This window comes from Pseudomonas rhizophila (genome assembly GCF_003033885.1).
Lineage (GTDB): Bacteria > Pseudomonadota > Gammaproteobacteria > Pseudomonadales > Pseudomonadaceae > Aquipseudomonas > Aquipseudomonas rhizophila.
Genome location: NZ_CP024081.1, coordinates 2871543 through 2885389 on the forward strand (window position 1 = coordinate 2871543; position 13847 = coordinate 2885389).

The window sequence follows — 13847 nt, forward strand, 5'->3', positions numbered from 1 at the left end:
CTGCGGGCCGCGGTATCCTTTCGGAGAGTGGATGACACGTCCCCAAGTGTTGTTGCTGCTGTGTTGTTCGCTGTTGCTGCCGATGCCGGCCGAGGCGCGGCTGCCCGGCCCGGTACAGGTGGTAGCGCCGACTACGGTGCGCGACCTTGCGCAAATCCGCAGCAGCCGGGTGCTGAAAGTTTTGGTCAACCAGAGCCGCAACAGCTCTGGCGAAGTCAAGGGGCAACCCATTGGCGTCGAATATCATCGCTTACGTGCCTTCGAGCAATACCTCAACGGCCACGCTCGGGATGACCAGAAAATCACCCTCAAAATCATTCCCAAGGCCAAGGACCAACTGCTGGGCGCCTTGCAACGCGGAGAAGGCGATCTGGTCGCGCCCGGCGAGTTGCTCGAGCCCCTGGCTGGCCTTGCGGTCAGCGCCAGCAATCCGATTCGCACCGACGTGCCGTTGCTTCTGGTGGGAGCCAAGGGCCAGCGGCGCTACACCCGCGTAGAGCAACTGTCGGGCAAGACCCTGGCCCTGCCCAACGGTAGCGCCGCAGGGGAAGCCCTGAGTCAGATCAACCAGAAGCTGGCACTGCGTAAATTACCGCCGGTGAAGATCGAGTGGGTCGACCCGACCCTGGCGGTGGAAGATGTGCTGGAAATGGTTCAGGCCGGGATTTTCCATCTGACCATCGTCGAGCAGCCCATTGCCGAACGCTGGAGCAAGATCCTGCCCAAGCTGCGTTTCGACCGGCAGGTGCTCATTGGCGAGCCGGCTGACGAGTATTGGTTTGTCCGTCGTGACGCCGCCATGCTGCGAGCGAGCATCGACCGCTTCCTGACGACTTATAAGGCGCCTTCCAATCAGGACGCGGCGTTTCTGCGCATCTATCGCCGCTTGTACCGGGTTCACTATCCGCTGGCCCGTGCCAATCGCCAGCGTCTTGAGAAACTGCGCCCGGTGTTGCAAAAACATGCCACGGCCCAAGGCATGGATTGGCTGAACCTGGCGGCACTGGCGTTCAAGGAGTCTTCCCTGCAACCCAATGCCCGCAGTGGCAGCGGCCCTACGGGTCTTATGCAGATTACCCCTTCAGCAGCCCAGAGGGTCGGGGTGCGCAACATCCAGAACCTGGACGCCAACGTGCAGGCTGGCGCCAAGTACCTGGCCTTGATACGCCGAAAGTTTTTCGCCAGCCCCAAGCTCAATGAGCGCGAGCGAATGGCCTTCGTCCTGGCCGCCTACAACATGGGGCCTGAGCGTGTCCAAGGCATGCGGGCCGAGGCCAGGCGGCGGGGACTCAATCCCAATCAGTGGTTCTTCCAGGTCGAACGCATCGCCATGGAGCAGGTGGGAATGGGCGCAGTAAGCTACGTTAATAGTGTGAACAAATACTATCTGGCATTTGATCGTGAACGGGAGTCGCTGGAACCCAGGGAACAAAAGGTTGTTGTGCGTAAATGATCGAGTAAACTGATTGGTATCACGGATTTTTTCCGCTTTTATCATGCATTTTGTTGATTAATATAGCGGCCAACCCACTTATCCCAAGGAATGAACCTAATGAGCACTTTCATCAACAAAGTTCTGTTTACTCGCGCTGGCTATGGCCTGACTGTCCTGCGCATCGTTGTCGGGATCATCTTCGCCGCCCACGGCTCCCAGAAACTCTTCGGCCTGTTCGGTGGCTACGGCCTGACGGGGACGGCGCAGTGGATGGAAAGCATTGGCCTGACCCCCGGTTATCTGATGGCGACACTGGCCGGCGGCACCGAGTTTTTCGCCGGGCTGGCCTTGATCATCGGTCTGCTGGCCCGTCCAGCGGCGCTGGGACTGGCCTTCCTGTCGCTGGTGGCGATTTTCTCCGTGCACATTGGCAACGGTCTGTTCATGGCCAACAACGGTTATGAGTTTGCCCTGGCTTTGCTGGCAGGCAGCGTCGCGGTGCTGATCGAAGGTGCTGGCAAGTTGTCGGTCGACCAGGCCATCGCCCGCTGATTGCATACCTGAATCATTGAAGGCCCGTCTGGAACGGGCCTTTTTTGTGCGCGCAGATTCTTGACACTGGCCGGTCAGCTTCTCTAGGATGCCGCTCATGCGCCGATTTAAACAGCTACTTGCGGGGCGCCAGGTGACTCATTCAGTCACCGATAGAAGCCGGTTACACGGGGCTTCGAAATACCGCTAAAGCGCTGGTTCGGTGTTGCCTCTCACCTGCCATGCAGACTTTTGAGGCAGAGACACGACACGATGAACGCATCCAGCCCCCTTGTACGTCTTGCGCCGATCACGGCGAACCTTCTGCAACGCAATCCAAAAATCCTTCTGGGCGGTACTCACCAGCCTACGCTATTGCGCTATCTCGACGGCTGGCCGCGACGCAACCACGGGCCGGCGGCGTTCCTTATCCAGTTTGTCGAAGACGGTGAGTCTCTGGCGCGTTTTGCCGATGACAGTTTCGATCTGGCCGTTATCCAGTCCCCCAGTGCGGCGCACGCCAGCGAAATGATCCGGCAATTGACCCGCGTGGCCCGACAGGGGCTGATTACCCGCCGCTGAGGTGAGCTGAGATGACTGGGTTTTTCGGGCCTTGGGCCGGTGAAGCTTTATATGTATTCAATGTGAGTGACATATAAAAGTTGTTCACCTGCGGGTGTCTGAACCTTGATCTCAGCATCCAGCGCTTTGCCGATCAACGCCCGCGCCAAGGGCGAGTCGATGCTGATAAGGTTCTTTTTCAGGTCCAGTTCGTCGGGGCCGACGATGCGATAGCGAGACTCTTTGCCGTCCTCATCTTCAACCGTGACCCAAGCGCCGAAATACACTTTGTTCGGGTCACTGGGTTTTTCACTGACCACCTTGAGGGCTTCCAGGCGCTTGGTGAGGAAACGCACGCGGCTGTCGATTTCCCGCAGCATTTTCTTGCCATAGGTGTATTCGGCGTTTTCCGAACGATCCCCCTGGGCCGCCGCCTCGCTGACCGCTTGGGTCACCTGAGGGCGGCGCACATGCCACAGTTCATGAAATTCAGCGCGCATCCGCGCCTCGCCCTCAGGGGTGATCAACGCGGTGCCGGCGGTGCGGGGTGGGCGATAACGGCTCATGGCAACTTCTTGTGGTGGCGAAGCCGGGAGTCTATCAACCCTCGCGCAAGACTGTCAGCGGGCTGGCATTGAGGGCTCGACGGGTGCCGAACACACCGGCAGCCCCGATCAATAACGCTCCCACCAAAGGCAGTACCAGCAACCATGGATGCGGATGCCAGGGCAGGTCGAACGCGTAACGGTAAAGCACCAGGCTCACCAGTTCCGAACCCAAGGCCGCGAGCAAGCCACTGACCGCACCCAACAGCCCGAACTCGATGCGCCGGGCCTTGACCAACAGGGCTCGTTCGGCACCCAGGGCGCGGAGCAGCGCACCCTGGTGGATCCGTTCATCGAGGGTGGCTTGCAGGCCGGAGAACAGCACGGCCATTCCCGCAGCCAGTACAAACAGCAACACATATTCCACGGCCAGGGTGACCTGGGCCAGGATGCTGCGCAACTGCTCGAGCAGGGCTTCGACTTGCAGGATCGTCACCGCCGGGAAGGCCCGGGACAGGTCGACAATCTGCTGGTCGTGGCCCGCCGCCAGATAGAAGCTGGTGAGATAGGTGGCCGGTAGATCCTTCAGCGTGCCGGGTTGGAAGATCATGAAAAAGTTAGGCTGGAAGTTGTCCCAGTTGATTTCTCGCAAGCTGGTGACCTTCGCCTCGCGATTGACGCCGCCCACGTTGAAAACCAAACGGTCCCCCAGCTGGATCTTGAGGTTCTCGGCCACCTTGCCTTCTACCGAAACGCCCGGAATATCGTCCGGCGGTTGCTGCGGCCACCAGGTCCCGGCCGTGACGACGTTGCCCGCCGGCAGGTCCGCTGCCCAGGTCAGGCTCAGGTCACGCTGCAGGGCCCGGTCACCGGCCGAGTCCTTGGTGACAAATTCCTTGGCCGGCTCGCCGTTGATACTGATCAGGCGTCCCGGTACCACGGGGTAGAGCGGCGCCGATTGCGCCGACAACGCCAGCAGCTTGTCGGTGAAGGCCTGCTTGTCGTTGGGCAGAATGTTCAGGGCGAAATAGTTCGGGGCGTTTTTCGGCAACTGGTTTTGCCAGGTGTCCAGCAGCTCGCCGCGCAAGAGGGCGATCAGCGCCATGGACAACAGAATCAAGCCGAATGCCAACGCTTGGCCGGCCGCCGCCAAGGGGTGGCGCAGCAACTGGCCCAGGCCGAGCCGCCAGGGTAACGAGGCGCGGGCCAGCATCCTGCGCAGGCTCTGGAGCAGCAGCAACAGCAGGCCGCCGAGCACCAGTGCTGCGATGACGCCACCGCCGAGCAGGGCGAACGTCAGGACCAGGTCCAGGCTCAAGCGCCACATGATCAGGCCAAGGGCACCCAGGGCGGCCCCATAGACCACCCAGGTGCTGGAAGGAATCGGCAGCATGTCCCGGCGTAAAACGCGCAAGGGAGGGACCCGTCCCAACGCGGCCAGAGGGGGCAGGGCGAAGCCCGCCAACGCCACCATTCCGGTGCCGATTCCGGCAATGGCCGGCAGCAGGCCTCCCGGTGGGACGGTCGTGGGTAACAGGTCATGCAGCAGTGCAAACAGTCCCAGTTGGGCGACCCAGCCAAGCAGCGCACCGCTGAGGCTGGCCAGCAGGCCCAGCACGGTCAATTGCAGGCTGAACAGCACCATGGTTTCCCGGCGTGACAACCCCAGGCAACGCAGCAGTGCGCTGGCATCAAAGCGTCGGGTGGCAAAGCGGTTGGCCGAGAGGGCGACGGCGACGCCGGACAGCAGCACCGCCACCAGGCTGGCCATGTTCAGGTAGCGTTCGGCCTTGCCCAGGGCGCCACCGATCTGCCGGTTGCCATCGCGCGCATCCTGCAGACGCTGGTTGGGCTCCAGGCCCGGCTTGATCAGGTCGCGGTAGGTTTGCAACGCTGGTGCCGGGCCGCGCCACAGGTCGCGATAACTGACGCGGCTGCCGGGCTGTACGACGCCGGTAGCGTCCAGGTCCTTGAGGTTGATCATGACCCGGGGCGTGAGGCTATAGAAATTGCCGGCGCGATCCGGTTCGTAGGTCAACACACGGCTCAGGCGCAGGGGCTGGTTGCCGACGTCTATGCTGTCGCCTATTTTCAGGTCCAGTGCCGTCAGCAGCCGTGCTTCAACCCAGGCCTCGCCTGGGTTCGGTCGCCCGCCGGTTTCTTCCGGGGCGAACGGGGCAGGGGCGCTTTTCAGTTCGCCGCGCAGGGGGTAGATGTCATCGACGGCCTTGACGCTGGAAAGTTGAATGCCATTGTCGGTGGCCACGACGCTGGAAAACTCCACCACCCGGGCATGTTCGAGGCCCAGATCGGTGCCGCCGCGAATCTGTTCGGGACGGGCAGGCGAGCTGCCTTCGAGCAGCAGGTCGGCGCCAAGGAATTCGGTGGCGCGCATCATCATCGCGCCGTTGAGACGGGCTCCGAAGTAACCGATGGCGGTACTCGCCGCCACCGCCACCAGCAGGGCGAAGAACAACACCCGCAGTTCGCCGGCGCGGGCGTCGCGCAGCAATTGGCGGACAGCGAGACTGAACAGACGCAACAGCGGCAAGCGTGCCATCAAGGCTCCAGGGGGGCGACCATCTGGCCGGCTTCAAGTCGAATCAGGCGCCGGCAACGATGGGCCAGGCGTTCGTCATGGGTGACCAGCACCAGGGTCGTGCCGCTTTCCTTGTTCAACTCGAACAGAAGATCGCTGATGCGCTCACCGGTGTGGCTGTCGAGGTTGCCAGTGGGTTCGTCGGCAAACAGCACGTCCGGCTCGGCCGCAAAGGCACGGGCAATCGCCACGCGTTGCTGCTCGCCGCCGGAGAGCTGGCGGGGCGAATGGGTCAGGCGCTGGCCCAGGCCGACCCGCTGCAGCAATTCCGTAGCGCGTTCGCGGGCATCCTGGCGACCATCAAGCTCCAATGGCAGCATGACGTTTTCCAGCGCATTGAGGCTGTCGAGCAACTGGAACGACTGGAAGACAAAGCCGACATGCTCGGCGCGGATCCGGGCCCGCTGGTCTTCATCCAGAACGCTGAGGGCTTGACCTGCGAGGGTCACTTCACCGCTGCTGGGCAGGTCGAGGCCGGCCAGCAGGCCCAGGAGGGTGGATTTGCCGGAACCGGATGCGCCGACAATGGCCAGGCTGTCGCCCTTGTTCAGTTCCAGGCTGAGTTCGTGCAGGATAGTCAGTTCACCTTCCGCGCTGGGAACCACTTTGCTAAGGTCCTTCGCGGTGAGAATGCTTGAGCCCATGGAGAATCCGATGCGTGTGTGGTTTTTGAGTGCCGGCCTGGCCCTGATGTGCATGGCCCAGAACGCAGCGGCGGGTACAGTCCTGATCGTTGGCGATAGTATCAGCGCCGCTTTCGGCCTGGATACCCGGCAAGGTTGGGTATCCTTGCTCGAACAACGGCTCAAGGCCGAAGGTTTCGACGACAAAGTGGTCAATGCTTCTATCAGTGGTGACACCAGTGCAGGCGGCCAGGCGCGGCTGCCGGCGCTGCTTGCAGCCCATAAGCCGGACCTGGTGATCCTGGAACTGGGTGGCAACGATGGCTTGCGTGGACAGCCGCCAACGCAATTGCAACAAAACCTTGCAGCGATGATCGACAGCTCCCGCGCCAGCGGTGCCAAGGTACTGCTGCTGGGCATGCAGTTGCCGCCCAATTATGGGCAGCGCTACACCGATGCCTTTGCCCGGGTCTACAGCACCCTGGCCGAGGAGAAAAACGTGCCGCTGGTGCCGTTTTTCCTTCAGGACGTTGGTGGTGTTCCGGGGATGATGCAGGGCGATGGCTTGCACCCGTCCGTCGCGGCCCAGGGCAAGTTGCTGGAAAATGTCTGGCCGACGCTAAAACCGCTGCTGTGAAGCTTTTCTACAGGCGGTCTTTCGGCTAATGTGGCGCCCCCGATTTGGAGCCCCCGATGCCGCGTCCCGCCTGGTCCCTGTTTGCCTACCAACTGATCGAGCCTGACGAACAGCTGGACCTGTTCGCCTGCCAGGAAGTGCGGGTGCATCTGGTGACCCGGCAACTGGAACTCGGTGGCTCGGCCGACCGGACCCTGTGCGGCAGCCTGCTGCCGGCCCAGCCGCGCTGGTCGGCTGTTGACCGCAAGATATTCCAGGACCATCGCCTGTGTTCATTGTGCCGGGCGATCCTGGAGTCCCAGAAGCGCGGCACCTCGCCGATCTGGCCGGAACTGCGGTTCGAATTGTAATTCCCCAGATCCCCGGCATGCCCCTTGTGGGAGCGAGCCTGCTCGCGATGGCGGTGGGCCTGCTTGCATTGATGTTGGATGTGCCGCCGCTATCGCGAGCAGGCTCGCCCCCACAGGTTTTTATTTCAGTCTCCAGACATGCTAGGCATCGGACGCCTCATTGTCGCCCTCCCCGAAATAACGGGGGGCGGTGTACAATCACAGTCTTCATACCCTCTGTTCGACCTGCAAAGGATTTCCCGGATGTTGCTGCGCTTGCCTGCCGTCACCCGCTGCCTGTCTCTTGCCGCCCTGTGCATGGCTGGTCCCGTTGCCGCCCTGGAGCTGCCTCTGCCACCGCCAGGCGAAGACATTGTTGGCCAGGTGCAGGTCATCAAGGCCAAATACGAAGACACCTTCGCCGACCTGGGCACTACCTACGACCTGGGCTACACCGAGATGGTCGCTGCCAACCCGGGCGTCGATCCCTGGTTGCCGGGTGCGGGCACCGAGGTCGTGCTGCCGACCCGTTTCATCCTGCCGCCTGGCCCGCGCGAAGGCATCGTGATCAACCTCGCCGAGTACCGTCTCTACTACTTCCCCAAGGGCCGGAATGTGGTCTACACCTTCCCGCTGGGCATTGGCCGTGAAGGTTGGGGATCGCCGATCGCCCACACCAGCATTATTGCCAAGACCCCGAATCCGACCTGGACTCCGCCGGCCTCGATCAAGGCTGAGCATGCCGCCGACGGCGATCCGTTGCCGAACGTGGTGCCGGCCGGTCCCGATAATCCCTTGGGTCCGTTCAAGTTCACCCTGGGCACCCCGGGTTACCTGATCCACGGTTCGAACAAGAAGTTCGGCATCGGCATGCGCACCAGCCACGGCTGCTTCCGCATGTTCAACAACAACGTACTGCAGATGGCCGGCATGGTGCCGGTGGGCACCTCGGTACGGATCATCAACGATCCCTACAAGCTGGGTGTGAGCGGCGGGAAGGTTTATCTGGAGGCCCACACGCCGCTGGACGACAACGGCAACCCATCGGTGGTGGACAAGCACACCGCGGTGATCAACACGATGCTCAAGCGTGAGGACATCACCAGCAACCTGCGCATGGACTGGGATGTTGTGCGTGATGTGGTGGCGGCCGAAGACGGCCTGCCGGTCGAGATCGCCGTTCCGAATACTTCGGCACCGATGGTCTCCAGCGCGCCGATCGATCTGCAACAGTAAAACCTGCAATAGAGACCCGCCGGCGTTTCGCGATGTCGGCGGGTTTTTTATCGCCTGGGGAAACGCCGGGCAATAAAAAAGCCGACCCAAAAAATGGGTCGGCTCGATAACAATCCCGGAGGACTATTACTTGCGGCTAGCTTTTTCCAGCATGCGCAGAGCACGCTCGTTAGCTTCGTCAGCAGTCTGTTGTGCTTTTTGAGCAGCAGCCAGAGCTTCATCAGCTTTACGGTAAGCTTCGTCTGCACGAGCTTGGGCGCGAGCTGCTGCGTCTTCGGTAGCAGTCAGACGTGCTTCGGTTTCTTTCGATGCGCTGCTGCAACCGGTAGCCAGAACTGCGGCCAGGGCCAGAGCAGAGAATTTCAGAACGTTGTTCATCGTGTTCCCCTTCAAGGACTTTCTATTAAGTGACTGTCTCCTCACAGCGAGGAGTTAGCCGGCGTACATACTACCCATTACTTGTAGTAAGTAAACTGACGTCGCGCAAGAAGCAAAAAAATTGTAGGCGGTGATTCTTTTTCGAGCAACTTTTTGGGGTGTTGTTTAAAAAATATGCAGCCTCCGGCACCTGGCTTGAGCGCGTCATTGAGCAAAAGTTCCGTGCGCGGGAGAACTTTCCTTAAGCCGTTAACGTCGTTGTTTATTGATTCGTCTACACTTTTGAGCGTTTTTTGCTCAGGGGGGCGGCTATCTTTATTGGTGTTGGCGGTGACTTTAATAACCGGCGCTCGTCTCACGACTCAACAACTGGCGATGTTCAGCTATTGCGCCTTGGCCGACTAGCGCGTGACGGTGGCGCTCAATCGATAAACCCGACCGGGTTTTACCCCCATTGACGGGCGTGCCTTGAGCATTTGCGTCATTGGTGCCTACTATTCACGACGTGCTCGGGGTTGAGCGGTGGGTGTTGGCGCTCGGTGACCAGACAGGCACGGGGTGGCGTAGATGTTCCTTCGCCGGAAAAACATCGGTAAGGTAGGGGTCAGCATTCAGACCCGCGAGGAGTAGTGATGAGCGAGGCGTTGTCCATCCACCATGACCAGGCTGGTCATCAGTTCGAGACCAATGTGGACGGTCATCGTGCCTATCTGACTTATATGGACCTGGGCAAACAGACCCTGGATATCTATCGCACCTTCGTGCCCAATGCCTTGCGCGGACGCGGCATTGCGGCGGCGCTGACCGAAAGGGCGCTGCAATACGCCGACGAAATGGGCTACACGGTGATCCCGTCCTGCTCCTACGTGGAGCGCTACATGGAGCGTCACCAGCGTCACGCGGCCAAGCTCTGACCTTACGGATTCCCCAATAAAAACGCCGGGCTGAAAAGCCCGGCGTTTTTTTTAGCCTTGAAAAGAGCAAAGGTCGCAGCCTTCGCCTACACATAGCCGGCCTAGGCGCCGTCGAGTGCAACGAGGCTGCGATCCTTTTAGCCACGCTGACGTTTAGGCAACACGTCCTTGAGCTTGGCATGCATGCTGCGCAGGGTGTTCTCGGTTGCGCTCCAGTCGATGCAGGCATCGGTGATGGACACACCGTACTGCAAGTCCGCCAGATCCTTGGGGATCGCCTGGCAGCCCCAATTCAAATGGCTTTCGACCATCAGGCCGATGATCGACTGGTTGCCTTCCAGAATCTGGTTGGCCACGTTTTCCATCACCAGCGGTTGCAGCGCCGGATCCTTGTTGGAGTTGGCGTGGCTGCAGTCGACCATGATGTTCGGTTTGATCTTGGCCTTGTTCAGTGCCTGCTCACACAGCGCGACGCTGACCGAATCGTAGTTCGGTTTGCCGTTGCCACCGCGCAGCACCACGTGACCATAAGCGTTGCCCTTGGTGGTGACGATCGATACGCCACCCTCCTGGTTGATGCCCAGGAAGCGGTGAGGGCTGGAAACCGACTGCAAGGCGTTGATCGCCACGGTGAGGCCGCCGTCGGTGCCATTCTTGAAACCCACGGCCGAGGACAAGCCGGAGGCCATTTCACGGTGAGTCTGGGATTCGGTGGTCCGCGCACCGATGGCCGACCAACTGATCAGGTCCTGCAAGTATTGCGGGGAGATCGGGTCCAGGGCTTCGGTGGCGGTGGGCAGGCCCATTTCGGCCAGGTCCAGCAGCAATTGGCGACCGATGTGCAGGCCATCCTGGATCTTGAAGGAGTCGTCCAGGTACGGGTCGTTGATCAGGCCTTTCCAGCCGACGGTGGTGCGCGGCTTTTCGAAATACACCCGCATCACCAGGTAAAGGGTGTCGGAAACTTCCGCCGCCAGCACTTTCAGGCGCTCGGCATATTCGTGGGCGGCCTTGATGTCATGGATCGAGCAGGGCCCGATGACCACGAACAGGCGATGGTCGGTGCCGTCGAGAATGTTGCGAATGACTTCCCGGCCCTTGGTCACGGTGCGCAGTGCAGCGTCGCTCAGGGGGATATCGCGCTTGAGCTGGTCAGGCGTGATGAGGGTCTCGTTGGAGGCGACGTTAAGGTCATTGATCGGTAAATCAGCCATCGTGTTACTCGTCAGGTCACGGGTGCCGGCCGCCAGCGATCCCCGCGCGGCGGTGCACAGCGGATTTAAGCGCGTCGGGGAGCGGAACCTTAGCGCGTTACGAGGTTGCTCGACAATGGGCAGGGACGGGTTAATTGCGGCGGGGGAGCTTGCTCGCGCTTGACGGCGCAGCCTTCACAAAAGGACCTGCTGCGCCCGAGCGTTAACCGGCCCGGCGGAACCCGGCTGTCTCGCCACGTTGGCCCGCACCTATGTAATGATGCGCAGGGACTGTTAGCTGAGGAGTGGCAATGATGCAGGCAGGCGTTAAACCGCGGATCGGGATGATCGGCACCGGTGCGATCGGTGGGTTCTATGGCGTGATGCTGGCTCGCGCCGGTTTTGACGTGCATTTTTTACTGCGCAGCGAATTTGGGGCGGTGGCCGAGGGCGGCTTGCGAGTCGACAGCGCGGTTCATGGCGCCCTGACGCTCAACCCGGTCCAGGCGTATCGTTCGGCGGCGGACATGCCGCCCTGCGACTGGCTACTGGTCGGTGCCAAGACCACCAGCAATGCTGACCTGGTCCCGGCCATCATTCAAGCTGCCGCTCAGGGTGCAAAAGTCCTGTTGCTGCAAAATGGCCTGGATGTTGAGGACGACCTCCGACCGTTGCTGCCCGATTCGCTGCATCTGCTGGGCGGCCTGTGCCTGATCTGTGTGCATCGGGTCGGTCCTGGCGTCATTGCCCACCAGGCCCTCGGTGCAGTCAACCTCGGTTACCACAGCGGTCCTTGCCACGATCAGGCGCAACGCATGGCGATTGTCGAGCAGGGGGCCGGGCTGTTCCGTGCCGCCGGCCTGGATTCCCAGGCCATGCCCGACCTGCGGCAGGCGCGCTGGCAGAAACTGGTGTGGAACGTGCCCTACAACGGTCTTTCGGTTCTGTTGGGTGCCAGTACCACGCCGTTGATGGCCGACAGTGACAGCCGAGGCTTGATCCAGGCCCTGATGGGGGAGGTGGTGCGGGGTGCTCAGGCTTGCGGTCACCAGATTGCGCCGGGCTATGCCGAGTATCTGTTTGCGATGACCGAAAAGATGCCCGACTACTGGCCGAGTATGTATCACGATTATTCCCACCAGCGCGCGCTGGAGCTGGAGGCTATTTACAGCCGACCATTGGCGGCGGCGAAAAAAGCCGGTTGTGAGCTGCCGAAAATCGAAGCCTTGTATCAGGCGTTGGCATTTATGGACCGACGAAACCGCTGATCAGGCGAAAGGGGGAGCGACATGGCAAACAACATCGACGACAAACTGGTGCTGGCGATTTCCTCGCGGGCGCTGTTCGATCTGAGTGACAGCCATAAGGTGTATCTGTCGGGCGGCGTCGAGGCTTACCGGCAATATCAGATTGAGCATGAGGACGAAGTCCTCGAACCCGGCGACGCCTTCGCTCTCGTACAAAAGCTGCTGAATCTCAACGAGCATCTGGGGCGTGCGCGAGTCGAGGTAGTTCTGGTTTCGCGCAACAGCGCCGACACCGGCCTGCGGGTGTTCAACTCGATTCATCATTACGGGCTGGCGATTTCCCGCGCGGCGTTCGTCGGCGGCCGCAGTCCTTACCCTTATCTGAAGGCGTTCGGCTGTGATCTTTTTCTGTCCACCCACGCTGAAGATGTGCGCAGTGCCCTGGACGCCGGATTCGCCGCTGCGACCATTCTGTCGGGTGGCGCCAGCCGCGCCGCCAGCGAGGAACTGCGTATCGCTTTCGACGGCGATGCGGTGCTGTTTTCCGACGAATCCGAGCGTGTCTATCAGAGCGGCGGCCTGGCTGCATTCCAGGCCAGCGAACGGCAAGCGGCTCGTGAGCCGCTGCGAGGCGGGCCGTTCAAGGGGTTTCTGGCGGCACTCAATGCACTGCAACGCGAGTTCCCCGAAGACGCCTGTCCGATTCGCACGGCGCTGGTCACTGCCCGTTCGGCGCCGGCCCACGAGCGCGTCATCCGGACGTTGCGCGAATGGGACATTCGTCTGGATGAGTCGCTGTTTCTCGGTGGCCTGACCAAATCGGCATTTCTCGAAGCCTTCGCCGCCGACGTCTTTTTCGACGACCAGACCGGCCACTGCGAACTGGCTCGCGAGGTGGTCGCCACGGGGCATGTGCCTCACGGCATCAGCAATGAAGTGAAGCTCTGACTGCCCGTTGTTTAGGGCGTTACGCTGGACGTCGTACTCCTCAAGGCGCTGCTAAGCTGAATCCATCTCCGCCATTCTGGCACGCGAGGAGGTCACATGATTCGTTCGATGCTGTACGCCACAGACCTGGGACTTTACGCCCCTTATGTGATGCAGCATGCCTTGGCGTTGGCACGGACGTTCGAAGCCGAGTTGTATGTGGTGCACGCGGTAGAGCCAATGGGGCTGTTCGCGGAGTCGGTGTTGCAAAGTTATCTCGATGAGCAAGCGCTGAACGAATTTCATCGCCAGGGTCTGAATACGGTGATGGCCAACATTGAGCAGCGGGTGCTCGACAGCTTTCGTGAAGAGTTGGGTGAGGGGCAGCAGGACTTGAAGCTGATCAAGTCGGTGCGGGTTTTCCAGGGCGATCCATCCCAGGTCATTCTCGATCAGGCTGCGAAACTCTCTGTGGATTTGCTGATCGTAGGCAGTCACTGCCAAGGGGCGAGCGGTGAAACGCCGCTGGGCAGGACCGCTGCGCGGGTATTGCAGTTATCCCGGGTACCGGTCTACCTGGTGCCGTTGGTGCAGCGGCGACGTCAGGGGGAGGCTTGAGGCAAAGTAGTGGCTTTTTTATAAAAAGTTCTAGATTAATTGATGCAACCATTCATATAGTTATATACCGTCGC

General features: G+C 60.9%; 15 protein-coding genes. 10 read left to right on the forward strand and 5 right to left on the reverse strand.

Annotation, left to right across the window (positions count from 1 at the left end):
• The first annotated feature begins 31 nt into the window (after positions 1 to 31).
• From CRX69_RS13515 to CRX69_RS13525, 3 genes are all read left to right on the forward strand, one after another.
• Positions 32 to 1453 carry an MltF family protein gene (locus tag CRX69_RS13515; RefSeq protein ID WP_047226344.1) on the forward strand — a complete coding sequence of 474 codons (1422 nt, stop codon included), beginning with the start codon at positions 32 to 34 and terminating at the stop codon, positions 1451 to 1453.
• A 99-nt stretch (positions 1454 to 1552) separates the two neighbouring features.
• Positions 1553 to 1987: a DoxX family protein gene (locus CRX69_RS13520; RefSeq protein WP_047226345.1), complete on the forward strand. Its 435-nt coding sequence runs from the start codon at positions 1553 to 1555 to the stop codon at positions 1985 to 1987.
• Between the two features lie 252 nt (positions 1988 to 2239).
• Positions 2240 to 2548 carry a hypothetical protein gene (locus CRX69_RS13525; protein WP_047226346.1) on the forward strand — a complete coding sequence of 103 codons (309 nt, stop codon included), beginning with the start codon at positions 2240 to 2242 and terminating at the stop codon, positions 2546 to 2548.
• A gap of 47 nt (positions 2549 to 2595) precedes the next feature.
• On the opposite strand, the gene greB is transcribed toward CRX69_RS13525, so the two are convergent.
• Genes greB through CRX69_RS13540 form a run of 3 tightly spaced genes read right to left on the reverse strand, consistent with a single transcriptional unit; the run spans position 2596 to position 6315 of the window.
• Positions 2596 to 3093 carry a transcription elongation factor GreB gene (gene greB, locus CRX69_RS13530; protein WP_047226347.1) on the reverse strand — a complete coding sequence of 166 codons (498 nt, stop codon included), beginning with the start codon at positions 3091 to 3093 and terminating at the stop codon, positions 2596 to 2598.
• A gap of 34 nt (positions 3094 to 3127) precedes the next feature.
• The gene (locus CRX69_RS13535) at positions 3128 to 5632 is read right to left on the reverse strand and encodes an ABC transporter permease (protein WP_076385720.1); all 2505 of its coding nucleotides are present in this window, start codon (positions 5630 to 5632) and stop codon (positions 3128 to 3130) included.
• Positions 5632 to 6315 (reverse strand): ABC transporter ATP-binding protein, encoded by a 684-nt coding sequence (locus tag CRX69_RS13540; RefSeq protein ID WP_092397715.1) that lies wholly within the window; start codon positions 6313 to 6315, stop codon positions 5632 to 5634. The genes CRX69_RS13535 and CRX69_RS13540 overlap by 1 nt, the downstream gene beginning before the upstream one ends.
• A gap of 10 nt (positions 6316 to 6325) precedes the next feature.
• Here CRX69_RS13540 and CRX69_RS13545 point away from each other — a divergent pair, with 10 nt between their 5' ends.
• The 3 genes from CRX69_RS13545 (at position 6326) to CRX69_RS13560 (ending at position 8496) form a co-directional block, all read left to right on the forward strand.
• The gene (locus tag CRX69_RS13545) at positions 6326 to 6931 is read left to right on the forward strand and encodes an arylesterase (protein WP_047226350.1); all 606 of its coding nucleotides are present in this window, start codon (positions 6326 to 6328) and stop codon (positions 6929 to 6931) included.
• 56 nt (positions 6932 to 6987) lie between these two features.
• On the forward strand, positions 6988 to 7281 hold the full coding sequence (locus CRX69_RS13550) for a hypothetical protein (protein ID WP_047226351.1): 294 nt from the start codon (positions 6988 to 6990) through the stop codon (positions 7279 to 7281).
• A gap of 243 nt (positions 7282 to 7524) precedes the next feature.
• Positions 7525 to 8496 (forward strand): L,D-transpeptidase family protein, encoded by a 972-nt coding sequence (locus CRX69_RS13560; RefSeq protein ID WP_047226352.1) that lies wholly within the window; start codon positions 7525 to 7527, stop codon positions 8494 to 8496.
• Positions 8497 to 8622: 126 nt separating this feature from the next.
• Here CRX69_RS13560 and oprI read toward each other — a convergent pair whose 3' ends face one another.
• Positions 8623 to 8874, reverse strand: a complete 252-nt coding sequence (gene oprI / locus CRX69_RS13565; RefSeq protein ID WP_011335311.1) for an outer membrane lipoprotei OprI — start codon at positions 8872 to 8874, stop codon at positions 8623 to 8625.
• Between the two features lie 632 nt (positions 8875 to 9506).
• Here oprI and CRX69_RS13570 point away from each other — a divergent pair.
• A complete protein-coding gene (locus CRX69_RS13570; protein ID WP_047226353.1) occupies positions 9507 to 9788 on the forward strand; it encodes a GNAT family N-acetyltransferase in 282 nt (93 codons plus the stop codon).
• Between the two features lie 137 nt (positions 9789 to 9925).
• Here CRX69_RS13570 and CRX69_RS13575 read toward each other — a convergent pair whose 3' ends face one another.
• Positions 9926 to 11002 (reverse strand): 3-deoxy-7-phosphoheptulonate synthase, encoded by a 1077-nt coding sequence (locus tag CRX69_RS13575; RefSeq protein WP_003199364.1) that lies wholly within the window; start codon positions 11000 to 11002, stop codon positions 9926 to 9928.
• A gap of 293 nt (positions 11003 to 11295) precedes the next feature.
• Here CRX69_RS13575 and CRX69_RS13580 point away from each other — a divergent pair, with 293 nt between their 5' ends.
• From CRX69_RS13580 to CRX69_RS13590, 3 genes are all read left to right on the forward strand, one after another.
• Positions 11296 to 12249, forward strand: a complete 954-nt coding sequence (locus tag CRX69_RS13580) for a putative 2-dehydropantoate 2-reductase (RefSeq protein ID WP_107323260.1) — start codon at positions 11296 to 11298, stop codon at positions 12247 to 12249.
• A 21-nt stretch (positions 12250 to 12270) separates the two neighbouring features.
• Positions 12271 to 13176 carry a 5'-nucleotidase gene (locus CRX69_RS13585; RefSeq protein ID WP_047226354.1) on the forward strand — a complete coding sequence of 302 codons (906 nt, stop codon included), beginning with the start codon at positions 12271 to 12273 and terminating at the stop codon, positions 13174 to 13176.
• 96 nt (positions 13177 to 13272) lie between these two features.
• On the forward strand, positions 13273 to 13773 hold the full coding sequence (locus CRX69_RS13590; protein ID WP_047226355.1) for a universal stress protein: 501 nt from the start codon (positions 13273 to 13275) through the stop codon (positions 13771 to 13773).
• Positions 13774 to 13847: the final 74 nt, after the last annotated feature.

Excerpts from the sequence above, each read along its gene's own strand:
- oprI (WP_011335311.1), bottom strand. The coding sequence starts at position 8,874 with ATGAACAACGTTCTGAAATTCTCTGCTCTGGCCCTGGCCGCAGTTCTG.
- CRX69_RS13560 (WP_047226352.1), top strand. The coding sequence starts at position 7,525 with ATGTTGCTGCGCTTGCCTGCCGTCACCCGCTGCCTGTCTCTTGCCGCC.
- CRX69_RS13535 (WP_076385720.1), bottom strand. The coding sequence starts at position 5,632 with ATGGCACGCTTGCCGCTGTTGCGTCTGTTCAGTCTCGCTGTCCGCCAA.
- CRX69_RS13575 (WP_003199364.1), bottom strand. The coding sequence starts at position 11,002 with ATGGCTGATTTACCGATCAATGACCTTAACGTCGCCTCCAACGAGACC.
- CRX69_RS13580 (WP_107323260.1), top strand. The coding sequence starts at position 11,296 with ATGCAGGCAGGCGTTAAACCGCGGATCGGGATGATCGGCACCGGTGCG.
- CRX69_RS13585 (WP_047226354.1), top strand. The coding sequence starts at position 12,271 with ATGGCAAACAACATCGACGACAAACTGGTGCTGGCGATTTCCTCGCGG.
- CRX69_RS13570 (WP_047226353.1), top strand. The coding sequence starts at position 9,507 with ATGAGCGAGGCGTTGTCCATCCACCATGACCAGGCTGGTCATCAGTTC.
- greB (WP_047226347.1), bottom strand. The coding sequence starts at position 3,093 with ATGAGCCGTTATCGCCCACCCCGCACCGCCGGCACCGCGTTGATCACC.
- CRX69_RS13550 (WP_047226351.1), top strand. The coding sequence starts at position 6,988 with ATGCCGCGTCCCGCCTGGTCCCTGTTTGCCTACCAACTGATCGAGCCT.
- CRX69_RS13520 (WP_047226345.1), top strand. The coding sequence starts at position 1,553 with ATGAGCACTTTCATCAACAAAGTTCTGTTTACTCGCGCTGGCTATGGC.
- CRX69_RS13590 (WP_047226355.1), top strand. The coding sequence starts at position 13,273 with ATGATTCGTTCGATGCTGTACGCCACAGACCTGGGACTTTACGCCCCT.
- CRX69_RS13540 (WP_092397715.1), bottom strand. The coding sequence starts at position 6,315 with ATGGGCTCAAGCATTCTCACCGCGAAGGACCTTAGCAAAGTGGTTCCC.
- CRX69_RS13545 (WP_047226350.1), top strand. The coding sequence starts at position 6,326 with ATGCGTGTGTGGTTTTTGAGTGCCGGCCTGGCCCTGATGTGCATGGCC.
- CRX69_RS13525 (WP_047226346.1), top strand. The coding sequence starts at position 2,240 with ATGAACGCATCCAGCCCCCTTGTACGTCTTGCGCCGATCACGGCGAAC.
- CRX69_RS13515 (WP_047226344.1), top strand. The coding sequence starts at position 32 with ATGACACGTCCCCAAGTGTTGTTGCTGCTGTGTTGTTCGCTGTTGCTG.